Raw genomic sequence first — 19537 nt, 5'->3', positions numbered from 1 at the left:
CGCCTGCCCGGCGAGGGCTACGTGTCCTCGTCGGCGGCGCCGAGCGCGCCGGCCAGCGCGGAGGCCGGGTCGGACGCCGCGGGGCCCGCAGGGGCCCACCGGCCGCGCTGCTTGCGGTACGGCCACCAGCGCCCGTCCCGGCCGATCCGCAGCTGGGCCCGGCCGTCCGCGGTGCTCCACCGGCCGCGGGCGGCCTTCAGTGCGGGGCGCTCGTCGTCGTCCCACGCCGCGTCGATCGCGGCACGCGCGCGTGCCAGGCCGTCCGCGTCCGGCGTCCACCCCTCCTCCAGTACGTCGAGCGCGGCGGCGCCCCCGTACTCCCAGGCGCGCACGGCGAGCGCGAGTCCCTCCCTGCCGCGGCCCTCGACCTGGGCGAGCCGGTCCCGGATGTGCGGGGCGGGCCCCGCGGCGGCCAGGCGCACGGCGTCGTGGGGGAGTGCCAACTCGGGCGCGACGGGCCGCTGTTCGTGCCCCGGCGTCAGCGCGTCCGCGAGCAGCCGGTGCGCTTCGGCCGCCGCCCGCGCGCCCAGGAAGCCGAGCGCTTCGATGTCGGCGGTGCCCGCGGGAGGCGGTGTCTCCGTGTCGAGCGAAGGCGGAAGACCCGGCTCGTCCGGCAGCGGCGGCGGGCCCGGCAGCGGCGGCAGCACGATCGCCGACGCGTACGCCTCCGCCGCGTCCACCCCCTCGGTCTCCTCGTCGGCGGGCCGCGCCTCGGGCTCGGCCCGCGCGGCGCTGCGCACCTGGAGCTCGTCGAGCAGGGCCCGCTCGCCGCGCCCGCGCAGCAGAAGCAGCACGAACGGATCCTGGTCGAGGAGCCGGGCCAGCTGATAGCTCAGCGCGGCCGTGTGCGCGCAGTGGTCCCAGGCGTCGCAGTCGCAGTGCGGCTCCAGGTCGCCGATCCCCGGCAGGAGTTCCACACCCGAGCCGGAGGCGTCCTCCACGAGGTGCGGCGGCATGTCCCGGTCCAGGAGCGCCGCGATGTGCCCCGCGCGTTCGGCCGCCATCGTCAGGAAGCGGTCCCACTCGTCCTCGTCGAGGCACTGAAGCAGCACGTCGGAGCGGTGCGTGGCGCCGCCGCGGTCCTCCACCACGGCGGTGATGCGCCCTGGGAGGACCGACACCGCGCCCACCGCGCCCGCGCGCGCGAGCCTGCGTCCCGCCTTCAGTTGCGCGGTGTCGAGCGCGGTGTCCTCCAGGGCCTTCAACCAGGCCTGCCCCCACCACGTCCGGGCGAAGGCCCGCCCGCGCGCGGGCGGCAACGCGGAGAACGTGCGCATGTCGTCTTCGGTGTGGCTCATCGGGTGCCCCCTCGCAGCGCGACCAGATCCGTCAGTTCCGCGTCGGTGAGTTCGGTGAGGGCGGCCTCACCGGAGCCGAGCACGGCGTCCGCCAACTCCCGCTTGCGCAGCAGCATCTCCGCGATGCGGTCCTCCACGGTGCCCTCGGCGATCAGCCGGTGCACCTGCACGGGCCGGGTCTGCCCGATGCGGTACGCGCGGTCGGTGGCCTGCGCCTCCACGGCCGGGTTCCACCAGCGGTCGTAGTGCACGACGTGCTCCGCGCGCGTGAGGTTGAGCCCCGTACCGGCCGCCTTCAAGGAGAGCAGGAACACCGGCACCTCGCCCTCCTGGAAGCGCCGCACCATCGCCTCGCGCTCCGCGACGGGGGTGCCGCCGTGCAGGAACATCACGGGGACGCCGCGGGCCACCAGATGCCGCTCCACGAGGCGGGCCATCTGCACGTACTGGGTGAAGACCAGCACGCTCGCGTCCTCCGCCAGAATGGTGTCCAGGAGTTCGTCGAGGAGTTCCAGCTTCCCGGAGCGGCCGGTGATCCGCGGCTTGTCCTCCTTGAGGTACTGCGCCGGGTGGTTGCAGATCTGCTTGAGCGCGGTGAGCAGCTTGACGATGAGGCCGCGCCGCTCGAATCCGTCCGCCCCGGCGATCTCCGCGAGCGTCTCGCGCACCACGGCCTCGTAGAGCCCGGTCTGTTCGGGTGTGAGGGACACCGCGCGGTCCGTCTCGGTCTTCGGCGGCAGCTCGGGCGCGATGCCGGGGTCCGACTTGCGGCGGCGCAGCAGGAAGGGTCCGACGAGCTTGGCGAGGCGCTCCGCGGCGGCCGGGTCCTTGCCGCCCTCCACCGCCTGCGCGTAGCGCGTACGGAACGTGCCCAGGCGTCCGAGCAGGCCCGGCGTCGTCCAATCGAGGACGGCCCACAGCTCGGAGAGGTTGTTCTCGACCGGGGTGCCGGTGAGCGCCACGCGCGCGCGTGCGCCGATGGTGCGCAGCTCCTTGGCCGTCGCCGAGAAGGGGTTCTTCACGTGCTGCGCCTCGTCGGCGACGAGCATGCCCCAGGGCACGCCGCCGAGCCGGGCGGCGTCGAGGCGCATCGTTCCGTACGTGGTGAGCACGAACTCGCCGTCGGCGATGTCGTCGAGGGAGCGGCGGCCGCCGTGGAAGCGGCGGACCGGGGTGCCGGGCGCGAACTTCTCGATCTCCCGCTGCCAGTTGCCCATCAGGGACGTCGGGCAGACCACGAGCGTGGGCCCCGCGCTCTCCGGCGAGGTCTGGCGGTGCAGGTGGAGCGCGATCAGCGTGATGGTCTTGCCCAGGCCCATGTCGTCGGCGAGACAGGCGCCCAGGCCGAGCGAGGTCATGCGGGCGAGCCAGTTGAGACCGCGCAACTGGTAGTCGCGCAAGTTCGCCGCGAGAGCCGCGGGTTGGTCGACGGGGTCCATGTCCTCCGGGTCGGCCAGGCGGTCCCTGAGGGCCGTGAGCCAGCCCGTCGGCCGCACATCGACCCGGCGGCCGTCGACCTCCGCCGAGCCCGTCAGAACGGCGCTCAGGGCGTCGACGGGGGTGACCTTGCGGTCCTGGTGGGAGCGGGCGCGCCGGGCCTCCTCGGGGTCGATCAGGACCCACTGGTCGCGCAGCCGCACCACCGGGCGGTTCGCCTCCGCGAGGACGTCCAGCTCCTCGCGGCTCAACTCCTGGCCGCCGAGGGCGAAGCGCCAGTCGAACGCGAGCAGGGCATCGGCGGACAGGAACGACGGTGTGTCGGACGAGAGCCCGTCGGGGTCGTCGCCGCCCGCGGGGCCGATCACCGCGCGGGCCGTCAGCTTCCGCGCCAACTCCTTCGGCCAGTGCACCTCGACACCCGCCGCCGACAGCGACCGCGCGCCCTCGCCGAGCAGTTCGGTGACCTCTTCGTCGGCCAGTTCCAGGGCGTCCGGCACGCCGGCGGAGAGCAGCGGCGCGAGCGGCGACCACGCGCGCGTCGCGCGGCGGAGCGCCAGCAGCGCGTCCATGTGGGCGCGGTCCCCGAACGCTCGGCCCGCCGCCCCGGTCCCGGCCCACACCTCGGCGGCGTCCGCGACGAGCGTGGGGTCGCTGACGCTGTGCAGTTGCAGCACGGCGCGGAACGGGGCGCGGCTCTCGTCGTCCATGCTCCGCTCCAGGCCGGGCACCTCGACGCGGAGCGAGATCCGCACGCCCGCGTCGTGCCCCGCCGCGACGTCCGCCGCCCACGGCCGCAGTTCGGGCACCCGCCGCGGAGCCCGCGCGGCGAATGCCGGGCCGCCGGCCGCGTGCTCGGCGGCGGGGGAGCGCGGCAGGGCGTCGGCCACCGCGTCGAGGAACGCGCGGATCAGCTGCTCCGGGGCATGCAGGCGCGGCGGCTCGTGCCCCTCCAGGGGCGCCGCGTGCGCCTCGGGCGGCATCGCGGCGGCCAACTCCCTGACCCGGTCGAGGTCGTTCGCCCCCAGTGGTCCCGCCCGCCAGGCGTCGTGGCCTTCGGCGCTCACGCCCGGCAACAGCAGCCCGCGGGCCACCAGTTGCAGTGCCAGCAGCCCGGCCGCGCCCCAGAAGGCCGCCGTCGGCTCCGCGTCCGCTCGGGCACGCGCGCGGGTGAGCACCGGGAGCGCCTCGCGTACGGGCAGGGCGACGGCCGGCACCGTCACCGGTTCCACGGAGTCGTCGCCGGGCAGGACGAGCCGCAGGTCGGTGCGGGTGCCCACGTCCGGCAGCGGAAGTTCGCCGCCGTTCGGCCGCCAGAAGGCCACGGTCGAGGTGCGGGCGGGATCGGCGGGGACGAACACGGCGCCGCAGCGGGCGAGTTCGGAGGTCTCGGACGGTGTGGGCGGGGCGGTACGGGTGTGCTGGGAGATGGCGAATTCCTCGTATTCATCAAACTTGACTACTCACCCTGAAGGCGCCGAGAGTACACCCCCGGATCCACCGGAAGCGCCTCCTCATGTCGTGATCTGAATCACCTGACCCTTAAGGGTGGGGCTTACCCCCCTTCGGAGGTGGGGTCGGCCCGGGCGGCACTGGGGTGGTGGCGCCATGGTCGATCAAGGTCCGTGATCCATAGGTTTCCAGTGGTCGGGCGACGCGTAGCCCGCCGCGTCGACCTGACCCATCACAGACCGGAGAACCGTCATGCCCTCCGCCGTCGGAACCCTGCCGCAGCCCGCCACCATACGGGTACCGCCCGAAACGGGAAGCGAGTTCACGCCCCTGCTGCGCGCCATCAAGGGGCAGGGCCTCCTGGAACGGCGCACCGGCTGGTACGCGCGCACCATCGCCGTCAACGCCCTCTGCCTCGCCGCCGTCGTCACGGGCATGGCCCTCGTCGGCGGCTCCTGGTGGGTGCTGGCCCTCGCCCCCGTCCTCGCGGTCCTGGGCGCCCGCACGGCCTTCATCGGACACGACGCCGGCCACGCCCAGATCACCAGCAACCGCTCGGTCAGCCGGGCCATCGGGCTGATCCACGGCAATCTGCTCCTGGGCATGAGTTACGCCTGGTGGAACGACAAACACAACCGCCACCACGCCAACCCGAACCACATCGAGAAGGACCCCGACGTCGCCGCCGACGTCCTCGTCTTCACCAGCAAGCAGGCCGCCACGCGCGCGGGGTTCCGCGGCTGGCTCACCCGCCACCAGGCCTGGCTCTTCTTCCCGCTCACCCTCCTCGAGGGCCTGGCCCTGAAGCTGTACGGCTTCCAGGACCTGCGCCGCCAGAGCGGTCGCGAACGCCTCGTGGAGGGCGCCCTCCTGGTCGCGCACGTCGCCGGGTATCTCACCCTGCTGCTCACCACCATGCCGCTCGGCCACGCCCTCGCCTTCGCGGCGCTCCACCAGGCGCTGTTCGGACTGCACCTCGGCATGGCCTTCGCCCCCAACCACAAGGGCATGGAGATGCCCGACCCGAACGGCGACAAGTGGGGCCACCTGCGGCGTCAGGTCCTCACCTCGCGCAACATCAAGGGTGGCGCCCTGACCGACTGGTTCCTCGGTGGTCTCAACTACCAGATCGAGCACCACCTGTTCCCCAGCATGCCCCGTCCCCACCTGCGCCTCGCCCAGCCCATGGTCAAGGCCCACTGCCGCGAACTGGGCATCCCCTTCACGGAGACCGGGCTCGTCGACTCCTACCGCCAAGCGCTGCGCCACATGTATGAAGTGGGGGAGCCGCTGCGGGCCGACATCTGACGACCGCCCGTCTCGGGGCGCGGAATCAGGGATGTATCAGGGTCACCCGAAGGAACTGCGGGCGACGTGGGCCCGTTTTTCACAGCAGAGGACGGGCCCGCCCCACTCAGGCGAGGGCGGGCCGCCCCGAAGGAGGCCACACATGTCGAGGAACGCGAAGATCGCCGCGGGAGGCGTCGCGGCCGGCATCATCCTGCTGATCTGGCTGCCCTGGTGGGCGGCCCTGCTCATCGTCCTGGGCGCGCCCACGGCGGCGTACCTGATGCTCGACCCGTCGCAGCGGCGCAGGCTGCGCCGCGTCTCGCGCAAGGAACTGGGGCGCTGAGGCGGGACGTCGGGGGCCGTGCGGGGCGCGGACGCCCGGTGCGGCCCCCGCGGCTCACGTAGGACGCACGGCCATCTTGTCGAGCGCCTCCAGGAGACCGGGCAGCTCCCGGCCCCTGCCGACCGGCAGCACCTCGCCGGGCTCCTCGTCGAGGAGGACGAACGCGATGTCGTCGGTGCGCGCGACCATGGACCAGCCGGGGCCGTCGGCGCGCAGTGTCCGGGCGTCGCCGGAGGCGAACGCGGAGCGCACGCGGCCCAGGGGCGGCGGCGCGTCCACGTATCCGCGCGCCTCCGTGAGGACCCGCCGGATGCCCGCGTGCGAACCGCTCGCCGCGGTCTCCGCGCCGTCGCCCTCCTGAGGGTCCTGTGCGTCCTCCTCCGTGGCGAACTGCGAGTCGTCGAGCTGTTCCCGCCACACGGCCCACTGGAGGGCTATCTCGTCCGCTCCCAGGCGTCGTTGGGCCGGACCCCACGTCTCCGTGTCGGGCGGGGTCAGCGGCGGCGTGTCCGCGTACTCGGGGTCGGGCTCCGGGTCGTGCGGTGCGGGGACGCCCGGCGCCGCCACGGCGAGCGCGAGCGGCCAGCCGGGCAGCGCCGCGACCATGCTGTTCTCGTCGGGCGACAGCTCGTACTCCATGCCGCAGTCCCACGACGCGATGGCGACGGCGACCAGCGACACGTCGTCGACCACGACGGTCCAGCGGGCGCCCTGGCCGTCCTGGCCGAGCACGAGCCCGTACCCCTCGGTCACCGGCGTGAGCCCGAGGGCCTCGCAGGCCTCCGGGTAGTCGTCGCCGAGCACGCTCGGGAACTTCGCAGGTGTCAGCAACACCGCCGTCAGCACGTAGAGCGCGTCGTCCCCCTCGACCGCTGCTTCGTCCACTCCGGCCACGCCAGCCTCCCCTGAACCTCGTTCCACCGGCGAGACCTTAGTCACTGGCGGACGGCGTCGTACAGGGGGGTCCAGGGTCGATGACCAGGAAATTCGCCGACAGTTGGAATCCGGGCGTCCAGTGGTGGACGGTCTGTCGACACGGGGTGTGTGCTTTGTGTGCCTCGCGCGCGGGTCGTTCGCGTCGGCCGACCGGTCCGGGTCAGCCGACGGGCAGCCCGAGAAGACTCCGGGCGACCGCCCTGGGTGTTTCGTCGCGCTCCCGGGCGAGGGCGATGACGGCGCGGCAGGCCAACTCGTTCACCCCGAAGACCAGTGCGCTCGGCTCGACCCAGCCGGCCGCCTCGTCGGCGCGCTCCTGGTCGTCCTCGACGCACGCCACCACATAGGTGGCAGCCGCGTCGAAGAGGTTGTGCGCACGCTCTCTCGCGGCCGGCGCCCCGTCGCTCTCGCGCCACGTCTTCCATGCCTTGCGGACTCGGTCGATCATGGGCGCCACCGTCCCCCTGTCCGGAACCGCCGACGTGTGTCGCGCAGTTGCAGCCATGGTGACAGAACGGGCCGCGCGGCGGATCCCGTGCGGGAGGGCCCGATCGCGGCCGGTCGCCCGCCGCCTGCGCCCGCTCTCATCCCTCCCGCACCGCGAGCGCCAGGAAGCGCTCGTCCTCGTCGACGTACGTCGTCAGGCGCCAGCCCGCGCCCGCGAGCAGGGGTCGCAGATTCGGCTCGGCGCGGAGGTCGTCCGGGGTGAGCTCACGGCCGTGCCGGGCCGCCAGCGCGGCCCGCCCCACGGGGTGGAAGAGCGCGAGCAGCCCGCCGGGTCGCACCACGCGCGCCAACTCGCGCAGATTCTCCGCCGGTTGCGGCAGGTGCGAGATCAGGCCGGCGCCGAACACCGCGTCAAGGACGCCCGCGCGCAGCGGCAGCCGGCCCACATCGGTGTGCAGCAGCAGCCCCTCGGCGTCCCGCCCCGCCCGCACGGCCCGCTCCAGCATGGCCAGGGTCAGATCGGCGCCCAGGACCGTGCCGGAGGGCCCCACGGCCGCGCGCAGCGGCGCCAGCGCCCGCCCCGTGCCGCAGCCCGCGTCGAGCACACGCGCCCCGGGACGCAGCTCCAACGCGGCCACCGCCGCCGCGTAGGCGGGGCCGTCGTCGGGGAACCGGGTGTCCCAGTCGGCGGCTCTGGCGGCGAAGAACTCCTGCACACGTGTGGCGTCATCGTTCATGCGCTCCATGATTGCGCAGCGCACCGACAGCGGCGCCCAGGCGCGTGCCGTCACACGAGTGGGGGACGAAAGATCGAAAGGTCCCGTTCTCCGTCGAAGACATCGCATGCACGTGCGGTGCGCATGTTCGACACTCACGCGACCGTTCCGCATCGCATATCTGCCGTATTCCAAAACCTTTCGAACTGCGCCCCTTCCGCACGCCCCCACCGGCATACCGTCCCTGACCCATGGGACACCTGGACCAGGCCGCCTTCGGCTGGCTTACCCCCGTGCTGTCGTACGCGATGGCCTGCATCGGCGCAGCCCTCGGACTGCGCTGCACCGTGCGCGCCCTGAACACCACGGGACGCTCGCGGCGCAACTGGCTGCTCACCGCGGCCTCCGCCATCGGCACCGGCATCTGGACCATGCACTTCGTCGCGATGCTCGGGTTCAGCGTCACCGGCACCGAGATCCGCTACAACGTTCCGCTGACCATGCTCAGCCTGCTCGTCGCGGTGGCCGTCGTCGGCGTCGGCGTCTTCGCGGTCGCCCACCACCGCGAGCGCGGGCGCGCCCTCGCGCTCGGGGGCCTCACCACGGGCGTCGGCGTGGCGAGCATGCACTACCTCGGGATGGCCGCGCTGCGCCTGCACGGGCGCGTCGACTACGACCCGCTGCTCGTCGCGCTCTCCGTGGTGATCGCCGTCGTCGCGGCCACCGCGGCACTGTGGGCGGGACTCAACATCAAGACACCGGTCGCCGTCGTGGCCGCCTCCCTCGTCATGGGCGGCGCGGTGACGAGCATGCACTACACGGGCATGATCGCCGTCCGCGTACACGTCGTCCCGTCCACAGCGGAGCTCGCCGGCGTCACGACGATGCAGTTCATCTTCCCCCTCGCCGTGGGGCTCGGTTCCTACCTCTTCCTGACCGCCGCGTTCGTCGCGCTGTCCCCGACCGCGGACGAGAAGGAGGCCTCCGAGTCGGCCCAGCGCCCGCTGGAGCACCTCACCCCCTGAACGACGACCAGACCGGCCCGGCACCGGTACGTGAAGGTGCCCCGATCCCGATCGAGGAGGCCATGCGCCCGCCCCGCAGCACCACCGGTTCCGGCCCTCCGCAACCGAGCCCGACCCCGGCGCGCGGGCGACGCGCGCACGCCGGTCCGCCCGCCGAAGAGGACGTCCTGGTGGAGCCGGAGCCCCGCAAGGAGGCACCCACGCGCGTAGCGGCCAGAAACCTCCGTCCTCGCACGGTCCGGGCGAAGGTCATCTGTCTTCTCATGGTGCCCGTCGTCTCGCTGCTCGCCTTGTGGGGCTACGCCACCGTGACCACCGCCCAGGACGTCGCCCGCCTGCGCCAGTTGCAGCGTGTCGACCAAACGCTGCGCGAACCCGTCGGCGCGCTCGTCGCCGCCCTCCAGGCCGAGCGCACGGCCGCCGTCGCCTACGCCACGAGGCCGAGCGCCGAAAGGCAGGACACCCTGCAGAGGCGCGCCGCCGCCACCGACCGCGCCGCCTCGGCGCTGCGCGTCGGCGAGGACGGCACCGTCGCGGACGGAGCGGGCCTCCCGCGCGCGGTGGCCGCCCGTCTGGACACGTTCGTCGCGGGCGTGGAACACCTGAAGGGCGTGCGCAAGGCCGTGCAGGAACGGCGTACCGGCTGGGACGACGCGTACGGGCAGTACACGAAGGCCGTCGACGACGCCTTCGCGGTCGGCGGCTCGCTCACCGGCATCCAGGACGCCGAACTCGGCTCCGACGCGCGCGTACTGCTCGAATTCGGCCGCTCCACCGAGATGCTCGCCCGCGAGAACGCGGTGCTCGTCGGCGCCCATCTCGCCGGCACCCTGGCGGACGAGCGGCTGCGCCTGTTCACGGGCGCGGTGGCCACCCGCAGGAACCTCGTCGACACGGCCGCGACCGACCTGCGCGGCCCCGAACGCGCCGCCTTCAAGAAGCTGGCCGCGAGCGGCGCCTACGGAGACGTGCGCGCCGTCGAGGACCGCACCCTCATCGCGGACCCCGGAGCGAAGGCCCTGGCTGCGGCCTCCACCGAGGCCTGGAACCCGGCCTACGCGACCGTGCAGGACCGCCTGCACGCCATCGAGACGGACGCGGCGCGCGGCGCCGCCGACCGCGCGGACCCGTTCGCCCGCGGACTGCTCACCCCGGCCGGCGGGGCGGTCCTGCTCGGCCTCGCCGCCGTGATCGCCTCCCTGGTGATCTCCGTACGCATCGGCCGCGGCCTCGTCGTCGAACTCGTCGGCCTGCGCAACAGCGCACTGGAGATCGCTCGCCGCAAACTGCCCCGCGCCATGCGCAGGTTGCGGGCCGGCGAGGAGATCGACGTGGCCGCCGAGGCGCCCCAGGGCCCACCGGCGGAGGACGAGACCGGGCAGGTGTCGGAGGCGCTCACCACGGTGCACCGCGCGGCCCTGTACGCCGCCGTGGAGCGCGCCGAGCTCGCCAGCGGCATCTCCGGGGTCTTCGTCAACCTCGCCCGCCGCAGTCAGGTCCTCGTCCACCGCCAACTCGGCCTCCTGGACAGCATGGAGCGCCGCGCCGACGACCCGAGCGAACTCGGCGACCTGTTCCGGCTCGACCACCTCACCACGCGCATGCGCAGGCACGCCGAGAGCCTGATCATCCTCTCCGGCGCCGCCCCCGGCCGCGCCTGGCGGCACCCCGTCCCCCTGACGAACGTCGTACGGGCGGCGGTCTCCGAGATCGAGGACTACGCGCGCGTGGAGGTGCGCCAGCTCTCCGACGCCCAGGTCACCGGAGCCGCCGTCGCCGACCTCACCCACCTCGTCGCCGAACTCGTCGAGAACGCCGCCCAGTTCTCGCCCCCGCACACCAAGGTGCGCATCAGCGGCGAGCCCGTCGGCAACGGGTACGCGATCGAGATCGAGGACCGCGGCCTCGGCATGGGCAAGGAGACTCTTGCCGAAGCGAACCAGCGGATCGGCCACTCCGAGGCCCTGGACCTGTTCGACAGCGACCAACTGGGCCTCTTCGTGGTCAGCAGGCTCGCCAAGCGACACGACATCAAGGTCCACCTGCGCACGTCCCCCTACGGAGGCACCACCGCCGTCGTGCTGCTGCCGACCCCCTTGCTGCACAAGGACGGAGAGGTCGGCCCGAGCGCCCACGATCCGCACCAACCGCCCCCGGAAGAGCGCCGCTACGCGCGCGTGCCCGAGCCCGAAGCAGCGCCGATGAACGAAAGCCACCCCGTCCCCGCACCGACCCCGCGCCCGGCGCTCGCCCCCTCGGCCGAACGCGAGGAACCCCGGCATCCGCCGGGCGTCACCGCGCTGCGCCTGCGCACGACACCGGACCCCGAACCCGCCGAACACCCCGGCGGCCCCGGGCCCGACGACCCACCCGAACACGACACGGCACTGTCCCCCGACGGCCTCCCACGCCGTGTACGCCAGGCCAGCCTCGCGCCCCAACTGCGCGAACGCCCGGCCGAACCGCCGTCCCCCGCGCGCGTACCCGCAGCGGACGAGCGCACCCCCGAACAGGTCCGGGCCCGGATGACCTCCTTCCGGGACGGCTGGGCCAGAGGCGGTGGCCGGCCGCCCGGCACCGACACCCATGAAGGAGACCCCGCATGATCAAGGAACCGAGCACGACGGGCACGGCCCACGGTTCCGGCGAACTCGACTGGCTCCTCGACGACTTGGTGCTGCGAGTGCCCGAACTGCGGCATGCCGTGATCCTCTCCAACGACGGGCTCGCCGTCGGCTCCTCCAGCGGACTGCGCAGGGAGGACGCGGAACATCTGTCCGCCGTCGCCTCCGGCTTCAACAGCCTGGCCAAGGGCACGGGGCGGCACTTCGGAGCGGGCGGCGTGCGCCAGACGATGGTCGAGATGGATGAAGGTTTCCTCTTCGTGGCGGCCGCCGGCGACGGCTCCTGCCTCGCCGTCCTGAGCACCGGCATCGCCGACATCGGTCTCGTCGCCTACGAAATGGCCCGTCTGGTCAAGCGGGTCGGCGAACACCTCTACACGGCCCCGAGAGCCGCCGGGCAGCCGCCCACCGCGGGCTGACGGGCACGGGCGCCGACATGAACGACAACGACCCCGGCAGCCAGTGGTTCGACCAAGAGGCCGGCCCGCTGGTCCGCCCGTACGCGATGACCGGCGGGCGGACCGCGCCGGGGCCCCAGGGCGTGCACTTCGACCTGATCGCCCTGGTGTCGCTCGACTCCGCCGCGCCCGCCGCCGACGACGACACCGCGCTCGGCCCCGAACACCGGTCGATCATCGAGCTGTGCCGCACGGAGACGCAGACCGTCGCCGAACTCGCCGCGGGCACTGACCTGCCCGTGGGCGTGGTGCGGGTGCTCCTCGGCGATTTGCTCGAACTGGCCTGCGTCAAGGTCAGCAGGCCGGTGCCGCCCGCACAGCTACCCGACGAGAAGATCCTGAGAGAAGTCATCGATGGGCTCAGAGCACTCTGACACCACGGCACACGCCGACACCACGGCGGCGGAACCCACCCCCGCCCTGGCCCTGAAGATCCTGGTCGCGGGTGGCTTCGGGGTGGGCAAGACCACCCTGGTCGGCTCGGTCAGCGAGATCCGGCCGCTGCGCACCGAGGAACGACTGAGCGAACTGGGCCAGAACGTGGACGACATCGGGGCGGTCGAACGCAAGACGACCACGACCGTCGCCATGGACTTCGGCCGCATCACCATCAGGTCGGGCCTGTCGCTCTACCTGTTCGGCACGCCGGGGCAGGACCGCTTCTGGTTCCTGTGGGACGAGCTCTCGCAGGGCTCGCTCGGCGCGGTCGTTCTCGCGGACACCCGACGGCTCGAGGACTGCTTCCCCGCCGTGGACTACTTCGAGCACCGGCACATCCCGTTCGTCGTGGCGGTGAACTGCTTCGCGGGCAGCAAGGCCTTCGGAGCGCACCAAGTGGCCCGCGCCCTGGACCTCGACCGCGGTACCCCCGTGGTGCTGTGCGACGCGCGCGACCGCGACTCGGGAAAGGAGGTGCTGATCAGACTGGTCGAGTACGCCGGGCGCATGCACGCCGCCCGGCTGCTCGACTCGGTGGGCTGACACCCGTGGGCGACCGGCTCAGCCCGTCATGTCGCCCAGCGCCACGACCTTCTCGACCCGGACACGGACGACGAGTTCGCCCGGCACCGCGTTGCGCCGGCCGAACTCCTCGGCGCGGTCCGCGCCCATGTACCGGCCGCCGATCCGGGTGGCCGAATCCAGCAGTTCGTCCGGGTCCTCGCTGAGTTCGGCGCGGCCCTGGATGGACACGAAGGAGAACGGCGGGCGCTCGTCGTCGACGCACAGGGCGACTCGCCCGTCCCGCGCCAGATTGCGGCCTTTGACCGTGTCCTTCCCGGTGTTGAAAACGATGTCGTCACCGTCGAGGACGAACCAGACGGGCGCGATGTGCGGGCTGCCGTCGGCCCGGACGGTCGACAGCTTCGCGGTGTGGGTGCCCTCGGAGACGAAGGCCTTCCATTGCTCATCGGTCATCTTGTGTGCCATGTCCCCATTCTTCTTGCCCGGACGTCGACCGTGGGGGAGGCTGGCGAATCAGATCCTCCGGGTAGGGGAGCGGACTCTCTCCCGGGGTGGGGAGCCACACGGAAACGGGGACAGGGGATCATGGGGCAGCAGTACGAAGGGCTCGGTTGGCTGCTGGACGACCTGACGCAGCGCGTCGAACACGTGCGGCACGCGCTGGTCCTGTCCAACGACGGGCTGGTGGCGGGGGCGAGCGAGGGCCTGCGCCGCGAGGACGCGGAACACCTGGCCGCGGTCTCGTCCGGCCTGCACAGCCTCGCCAAGGGGTCCGGCCGGTACTTCGGCACCGGCGGCGTGCGGCAGACGATGGTCGAGTTCGACGACGCGGTGCTGTTCGTCACCGCTGCGGGCGAGGGCAGCTGCCTGTGCGTGCTCAGCGCGGCCGAGGCCGACATCGGGCAGGTCGCGTACGAGATGACGCTGCTGGTGCACCGCGTCGGCGAGCACCTGACCGTCGACGCCCGCAGCCCCGAGCGAGGCCCGCTCGCAGACCTCTGACCTGCGCAGACGCCCCGCTCGCCAAGGTTATCCACAGGCCCGCACGCGATCGGTCGATCCCCGCTACGGTTTTTCCAGCGGTCACGGAGAGTGACTGCGTCTGAACCGCAGACGGGGGAGAACCATCGTGCAAGGCGACACCATGACCAGGCCCCAGAGCAGCGCGGCACGCGAGCTGGGGCTGAAACGAGGCGAGTTCGACCTCGCTGTCCGACTGGGCTGCATCCGCACCGTCCCGGCGCCCGGCGGCGGCCGGCGCCGGGTCCCGCGCGAGGAGATCGAGCGTCTCCGCGAGGCCGAGGGATTCCCGGACACGCTGCGCGCGCACGTCAGGGTCGTGGGCACGGCGGAAGGCGCCGAGCTCATGGACATCCCCTCGACGCGCTTCACGCGCCTCGCCCGCGCCGGAATGCTGACGCCCGCGAGCTTCTACGTGAACCGGTACCGCACCGTGGTCTGGATGTACCTGGCCCAGGAACTGCGGGAGTTCGCGGCGGCGGAGGTCAACGGCCCATTGCTCACGGGACGCGCGCCCGACCGGGTACGGGCCAGGCTCAAGGCCGGGGAGGATCTGCGGCCGAAGAACTGGCGGGCCCGGCACGCCGGATACCTGCTCGGCCAGGCCGAGGGCCCGTGGGAGCGGGCGGCCGCCGTCGCCACGTTCCTGGATCCCGTGCAACTGGCGGAGCTGGTGGAGAGTCCCTACGAGCGGGCACACCTGAACCGGCTGCGCCCCGACGAGTTCTGGCACGGCACACCGGAGTCGCCGAACGCCGCGATCGTCCAGCGCATCATGACCGCCGACGACCCGAACGAGATCAGCTGGCTGCGCGGGAACCTGCTGCTCAACCTGCAACAGGCGCGACGCCGACTTCCGGCGCCCCGACCCTCGTCGCCCATGGGGTACGAAGAGGTGGCCGAGGCGGTCGAGGCCACGCCGGAGCCAGTGCCCGAGGCGGCGCCGTTGCCCACGCCCGTACAGGCACCCGCTCGGTCACGGCCTGGACTGTGGGCGCGGCTCGTGGGCAGGGGAGGATGAACTCCCGGGCCCGCCAAGCCCGTTGGCCCGCCCGTCAGCCCTCGAGCTTGCGGAACAGGCCCTCCTGGACGACCGAGACCAGCAGGCGGCCCTCCGTGTCGTAGATACGGCCACGGGCCAGACCGCGGCCGCCCGTCGCGATCGGCGACTCCTGGTCGTACAGGAACCACTCGTCGGCACGGAACGGGCGGTGGAACCACATGGCGTGGTCCAGCGAGGCCATGTCGAAGCCGCGCGGACCCCACAGCGGCTCGATCGGCAGCCGCACCGCGTCGAGCAGCGTCATGTCGCTCGCGTAGGTGAGCGCGCACGTGTGCACCAGCGGATCGTCACCGAGCGGGCCCACGGCACGCATCCACACGGCGCTGCGCGGCTCGGCCGCCTCGATGTCCTCGGGCGACCAGCGCAGCCGGTCGACGTAGCGGATGTCGAAGGGCTGGCGGCGGGCCATCCGCTCCAGGGCATCGGGCAGCGCACCCAGATGCCCCCGCACCTCGTCGGCGATCGTCGGCAGCGAATCCGGGTCCGGCACCTGCCGGGCCGGCGGCAACTGGTGCTCGAAGGCACCCTCTTCGGGCTTGTGGAAGGAGGCGGTGAGATTGAAGATCGTGCGGCCCTGCTGCACGGCGGTGACGCGCCGCGTGGTGAACGAGCGCCCGTCGCGCACCCGCTCGACCTGGTACACGATCGGCACGCCCGGACGGCCCGGGCGCAGGAAGTACGCGTGCAGCGAGTGCACGGGGCGGTCGCCCTCGGTGGTGCGTCCCGCCGCGACCAGCGCCTGCCCCGCGACCTGCCCGCCGAAGACGCGCTGGAGGGACTCGTCGGGGCTGAGTCCGCGGAAGATGTTGACCTCGATCTGCTCCAGGTCGAGCAGGTCGACGAGCTTCTCCGCAGGATTCGTCATGGGTGGTTCTCTCTCGTGTGTGCCGCCGGACCGCTCCGGCGCGGGGACGCGGCCGGAATCTACCGCCCGGCCGCCATCGGATCTACAACTGGCCGACGTCCGTGACGCGGACGACGGCGCGGCCCTCGGCGTCGGACGCCTCGAGGTCGACCTCGGCGCTGATGCCCCAGTCGTGGTCGCCGTTCGGGTCCTGGAAGGTCTGGCGCACCTTCCACAGGCCGTGCTCCGGATCCTCCTCGATCATGAGCAGCTTGGGTCCGCGCGCGTCGGGGCCCGTGCCCAGGTCCTCGTACTCGTCCCAGTACTTGTCCATCGCGTCGCCCCAGGCGTCCGCGTCCCAGCCCGAGTCGGCGTCCATCTCGCCCAGCTCCTCGACGTTGTCGAGCGCGGCGAGTTCGACGCGGCGGAACATGGCGTTGCGGACGAGGACCCGGAAAGCCCGCGCGTTCGCCGTGACCGGCTTGACCTGGTCGGCCTTCTCCTGGGCCTCCTCGGCGGTCATCTCCGCCGGGTTGGCGAGCTGCTCCCACTCGTCCAGGAGGCTGGAGTCGACCTGGCGCACCATCTCGCCCAGCCAGGCGATCAGATCCTCCAGGTCCTCCGACTTCAAGTCGTCGGGCACGGTGTGGTCGAGCGTCTTGTAGGCGCTGGCCAGGTAGCGCAGGACGATGCCCTCGGTGCGAGCGAGCTCGTAGAACGACACGAACTCCGTGAAGGACATGGCCCGTTCGTACATGTCGCGGATCACGGACTTCGGCGACAACGGGTGGTCGCCGACCCACGGATGGCTCATCCGGTACGTGTTGTACGCGTGGAACAGCAGCTCCTCCAGAGGCTTGGGGTAGCTGATGTCCTGGAGCCGCTCCATCCGGTCCTCGTACTCGACCCCGTCCGCCTTCATCAGGGCGACGGCCTCGCCGCGCGCCTTGTTCTGCTGGGCGTGCAGGATCTGCCGCGGGTCGTCCAGCGTGGACTCCACGACGGACACCATGTCGAGGGCGTACGACGGCGACTCCTTGTCGAGCAGGTCGAACGCGGCGAGGGCGAACGTGGACAGCGGCTGGTTCAGCGCGAAGTCCTGCTGGAGGTCGACGGTGAGGCGCACGATGCGGCCCGTGGCGTCCGGCTCGTCCAGCTTCTCGACGATGCCGCCGTCCAGGAGCGAGCGGTAGATCGCGATGGCCCTGCGGATGTGCCGCAGCTGCGCCTTGCGCGGCTCGTGGTTGTCCTCGAGCAGGTGCCGCATGGCCTCGAAGGCGTTGCCCGGCCGTGCGATGACCGAGAGCAGCATCGTGTGCGTCACCCGGAAGCGCGAGGTCAGCGGCTCGGGGTCGGACGCGATCAGCTTTTCGAAGGTGTTCTCCGTCCAGGCGACGAAGCCCTCCGGCGCCTTCTTGCGCACCACCTTGCGGCGCTTCTTCGGGTCGTCACCGGCCTTCGCGAGCGCCTTCTCGTTCTCGATGACGTGCTCGGGCGCCTGCGCCACCACGAAGCCCGCGGTGTCGAACCCGGCGCGGCCCGCGCGCCCCGCGATCTGGTGGAACTCCCGCGCGCGCAGCGTCCGCACGCGCGTGCCGTCGTACTTGGTGAGGGCCGTGAACAGGACCGTACGGATCGGCACGTTGACGCCGACGCCGAGCGTGTCGGTGCCGCAGATGACCTTGAGGAGGCCCGCCTGGGCGAGCTTCTCCACGAGACGGCGGTACTTCGGCAGCATGCCGGCGTGGTGCACGCCGATGCCGTGCCGAACGTAGCGGGAGAGATTGCGGCCGAACTTGGTGGTGAACCGGAAATTGCCGATCAGCTCGGCGATCTGGTCCTTCTCCTCGCGCGTGCACATGTTGATGCTCATCAGCGCCTGCGCGCGCTCGACGGCCTGCGCCTGCGTGAAGTGCACGATGTAGACGGGCGCCTGCTTGGTCTCCAGCAGCTCCGTCAGCGTCTCCGTGAGCGGCGTGACCCGGTACTCGTACGAGAGCGGGACGGGGCGCGTCGCCGAGCGGACCACCGACGTGGTCCTGCCGGTGCGGCGCGTGAGGTCCTTCTCGAACATGGAGACGTCGCCGAGCGTGGCCGACATCAGGATGAACTGTGCCTGCGGCAGCTCGAGCAGCGGGATCTGCCAGGCCCAGCCGCGGTCCCCCTCCGCGTAGAAGTGGAACTCGTCCATCACGACCTGGCCGATGTCGGCCTGCGCGCCGTCGCGCAGCGCGATCGATGCCAGGACCTCGGCGGTGCAGCAGATGACGGGCGCGTCCGCGTTCACGGAGGCGTCGCCGGTCAGCATGCCGACGTTCTCCGTGCCGAACAGCTTGCACAGCTCGAAGAACTTCTCGGACACCAGCGCCTTGATCGGCGCCGTGTAGAAGGTGACCTCGTCCCGGGCCAGCGCGGCGAAGTGCGCACCCGCAGCGATCATGCTCTTGCCGGACCCGGTGGGCGTCGAAACGATCACGTTCGCGCCCGACACCACCTCGATCAGCGCCTCCTCCTGGTGGGGATAGAGGGTGAGCCCACGCTCCTCGGCCCACGACTCGAAGGCGTCGTAGAGGGTGTCCGGGTCGGCGGTCTGCGGGAGCTGATCGATAAGGGTCACGGAACCATCTTGCCTGCCATCCGGCTCGATCCGGCAATCGGATGTCCGAGCGAAGATCACGAAGGCTACGCTGGGTCGCCGACGGGGCGTCAGCACGCGCGCGGCCCCCACGGGGCAGCTCGGCGCAGCAACACGGGACATGTCGGTACATCGCGCGCGGCCGGCAGTGCGGAAACAGGGGCGGAACACACACATGATGGGACCGGCACACTCGCTGTCAGGAGCGGCCGCCTGGCTGGGGGTGGGAGCGGCGACGGCGGCAGCCGGGTACCCGATGCCATGGCCGGTCCTCCTCGTCGGAGCGCTGATCTGCGCGGGCGCCGCGCTGGCCCCCGACCTCGACCACAAGTCCGCGACCATCTCGGGCGCCTTCGGGCCGATCTCCCGGGGGCTCTGCGAGATCGTCGACAAACTTTCCTACGCCGTCTACAAGGCGACCAGGAAGCAGGGCGACCCCCGGCGCTCGGGCGGCCACCGCACGCTCACCCATACGTGGGTGTGGGCGGTCCTCATCGGGGCCGGTACCTCGGTCGCGGCCATCACCGGAGGCCGCTGGACGGTCCTCGGGATCCTGTTCGTGCACATGGTGCTCGCCATCGAGGGCCTGCTGTGGCGGGCCGCCCGCGGCCACAGCAGCGACCTCCTGGTCTGGCTGCTGGCCGCGACCAGCGCGTGGATACTCGCCGGGATCCTGGACCAGCCGGGCAACGGCTCGGACTGGCTGTTCACGGACCCCGGCCAGGAGTACCTGTGGCTGGGCCTGCCGATCGTGCTCGGCGCCCTGGTGCACGACATCGGGGACGCACTCACGGTTTCGGGCTGCCCGATCCTGTGGCCCATCCCGATCGGCCGCAAGCGCTGGTACCCGATCGGACCGCCGAAGCCCATGCGGTTCCGGGCCGGCAGCTGGGTCGAGCTCAAGGTGCTCATGCCGGTGTTCATGCTCGCCGGCGGCGTGGGCTGCGCGGCCGCGCTGAACTTCATCTGACCCGAGGTCGTCCGCG

At 72.2% G+C, this 19537-nt stretch carries 18 protein-coding genes; 10 read left to right on the top strand and 8 right to left on the bottom strand.

What is annotated here, in order from left to right:
- Nucleotides 1–17 precede the first annotated feature (17 nt).
- Nucleotides 18–1298 (bottom strand): SWIM zinc finger family protein, encoded by a 1281-nt coding sequence (locus ACTWJ8_RS07645; RefSeq protein ID WP_443263406.1) that lies wholly within the window; start codon nt 1296–1298, stop codon nt 18–20.
- Nucleotides 1295–4165, bottom strand: coding sequence for an SNF2-related protein (locus ACTWJ8_RS07640; protein ID WP_443264830.1), 2871 nt, complete (start codon nt 4163–4165; stop codon nt 1295–1297). The genes ACTWJ8_RS07645 and ACTWJ8_RS07640 overlap by 4 nt, the downstream gene beginning before the upstream one ends.
- 274 nt (nt 4166–4439) lie before the next feature.
- On the opposite strand from ACTWJ8_RS07640, the gene ACTWJ8_RS07635 reads away from it, so the two are divergent.
- Both ACTWJ8_RS07635 and ACTWJ8_RS07630 read left to right on the top strand, forming a co-directional pair.
- Nucleotides 4440–5495, top strand: a complete 1056-nt coding sequence (locus tag ACTWJ8_RS07635; protein WP_443263405.1) for a fatty acid desaturase family protein — start codon at nt 4440–4442, stop codon at nt 5493–5495.
- 142 nt (nt 5496–5637) lie between these two features.
- Nucleotides 5638–5820, top strand: a complete 183-nt coding sequence (locus ACTWJ8_RS07630) for a hypothetical protein (RefSeq protein ID WP_356383241.1) — start codon at nt 5638–5640, stop codon at nt 5818–5820.
- Nucleotides 5821–5874: 54 nt separating this feature from the next.
- Here the strand turns inward: ACTWJ8_RS07630 and ACTWJ8_RS07625 are convergent, their stop codons facing one another.
- The 3 genes from ACTWJ8_RS07625 to ACTWJ8_RS07615 form a co-directional block, all read right to left on the bottom strand.
- A complete protein-coding gene (locus tag ACTWJ8_RS07625; RefSeq protein ID WP_443263404.1) occupies nt 5875–6714 on the bottom strand; it encodes a hypothetical protein in 840 nt (279 codons plus the stop codon).
- Between the two features lie 202 nt (nt 6715–6916).
- The gene (locus ACTWJ8_RS07620; RefSeq protein WP_443263403.1) at nt 6917–7204 is read right to left on the bottom strand and encodes a hypothetical protein; all 288 of its coding nucleotides are present in this window, start codon (nt 7202–7204) and stop codon (nt 6917–6919) included.
- Nucleotides 7205–7340: 136 nt separating this feature from the next.
- Nucleotides 7341–7940, bottom strand: a complete 600-nt coding sequence (locus tag ACTWJ8_RS07615; protein ID WP_443263402.1) for a class I SAM-dependent methyltransferase — start codon at nt 7938–7940, stop codon at nt 7341–7343.
- A 230-nt stretch (nt 7941–8170) separates the two neighbouring features.
- On the opposite strand from ACTWJ8_RS07615, the gene ACTWJ8_RS07610 reads away from it, so the two are divergent.
- From ACTWJ8_RS07610 to ACTWJ8_RS07590, 5 genes are all read left to right on the top strand, one after another.
- The gene (locus tag ACTWJ8_RS07610) at nt 8171–8944 is read left to right on the top strand and encodes an MHYT domain-containing protein (protein WP_356383252.1); all 774 of its coding nucleotides are present in this window, start codon (nt 8171–8173) and stop codon (nt 8942–8944) included.
- 62 nt (nt 8945–9006) lie between these two features.
- Entirely contained in the window at nt 9007–11550 is a 2544-nt protein-coding gene (locus tag ACTWJ8_RS07605) for a sensor histidine kinase (protein WP_443263401.1), read from the top strand.
- Nucleotides 11547–11987: a roadblock/LC7 domain-containing protein gene (locus ACTWJ8_RS07600; RefSeq protein ID WP_356383258.1), complete on the top strand. Its 441-nt coding sequence runs from the start codon at nt 11547–11549 to the stop codon at nt 11985–11987. Before ACTWJ8_RS07605 ends, ACTWJ8_RS07600 begins: the two co-directional genes overlap by 4 nt.
- 17 nt (nt 11988–12004) lie before the next feature.
- Nucleotides 12005–12400, top strand: coding sequence for a DUF742 domain-containing protein (locus ACTWJ8_RS07595; RefSeq protein ID WP_443263400.1), 396 nt, complete (start codon nt 12005–12007; stop codon nt 12398–12400).
- Entirely contained in the window at nt 12381–13007 is a 627-nt protein-coding gene (locus ACTWJ8_RS07590; protein ID WP_356383264.1) for a GTP-binding protein, read from the top strand. The genes ACTWJ8_RS07595 and ACTWJ8_RS07590 overlap by 20 nt, the downstream gene beginning before the upstream one ends.
- Nucleotides 13008–13025: 18 nt before the next feature.
- On the opposite strand, the gene ACTWJ8_RS07585 is transcribed toward ACTWJ8_RS07590, so the two are convergent.
- The gene (locus ACTWJ8_RS07585) at nt 13026–13454 is read right to left on the bottom strand and encodes a PPOX class F420-dependent oxidoreductase (RefSeq protein WP_356383267.1); all 429 of its coding nucleotides are present in this window, start codon (nt 13452–13454) and stop codon (nt 13026–13028) included.
- 120 nt (nt 13455–13574) lie between these two features.
- Here ACTWJ8_RS07585 and ACTWJ8_RS07580 point away from each other — a divergent pair, with 120 nt between their 5' ends.
- Together ACTWJ8_RS07580 and ACTWJ8_RS07575 are read left to right on the top strand one after the other, a co-directional pair.
- A complete protein-coding gene (locus tag ACTWJ8_RS07580) occupies nt 13575–13991 on the top strand; it encodes a roadblock/LC7 domain-containing protein (protein ID WP_356383270.1) in 417 nt (138 codons plus the stop codon).
- Nucleotides 13992–14133: 142 nt separating this feature from the next.
- Entirely contained in the window at nt 14134–15030 is an 897-nt protein-coding gene (locus ACTWJ8_RS07575) for a DUF6397 family protein (protein ID WP_443263399.1), read from the top strand.
- Between the two features lie 34 nt (nt 15031–15064).
- Here ACTWJ8_RS07575 and ACTWJ8_RS07570 read toward each other — a convergent pair whose 3' ends face one another.
- On the bottom strand, nt 15065–15937 hold the full coding sequence (locus tag ACTWJ8_RS07570; RefSeq protein ID WP_356383275.1) for an acyl-CoA thioesterase: 873 nt from the start codon (nt 15935–15937) through the stop codon (nt 15065–15067).
- A gap of 82 nt (nt 15938–16019) precedes the next feature.
- Nucleotides 16020–18533, bottom strand: a complete 2514-nt coding sequence (locus tag ACTWJ8_RS07565; RefSeq protein WP_356383278.1) for a DEAD/DEAH box helicase — start codon at nt 18531–18533, stop codon at nt 16020–16022.
- A gap of 193 nt (nt 18534–18726) precedes the next feature.
- Between ACTWJ8_RS07565 and ACTWJ8_RS07560 the strand changes: the two genes are divergently transcribed.
- Nucleotides 18727–19521, top strand: coding sequence for a metal-dependent hydrolase (locus ACTWJ8_RS07560; protein ID WP_356383281.1), 795 nt, complete (start codon nt 18727–18729; stop codon nt 19519–19521).
- The last annotated feature ends 16 nt before the right edge of the window (nt 19522–19537 follow it).

The organism is Streptomyces sp. SDT5-1 (assembly GCF_052245995.1).
Lineage (GTDB): Bacteria > Actinomycetota > Actinomycetes > Streptomycetales > Streptomycetaceae > Streptomyces.
Note: the sequence above shows the minus strand (reverse complement) of the source record. Positions and strands in the feature narration are given on the sequence as shown.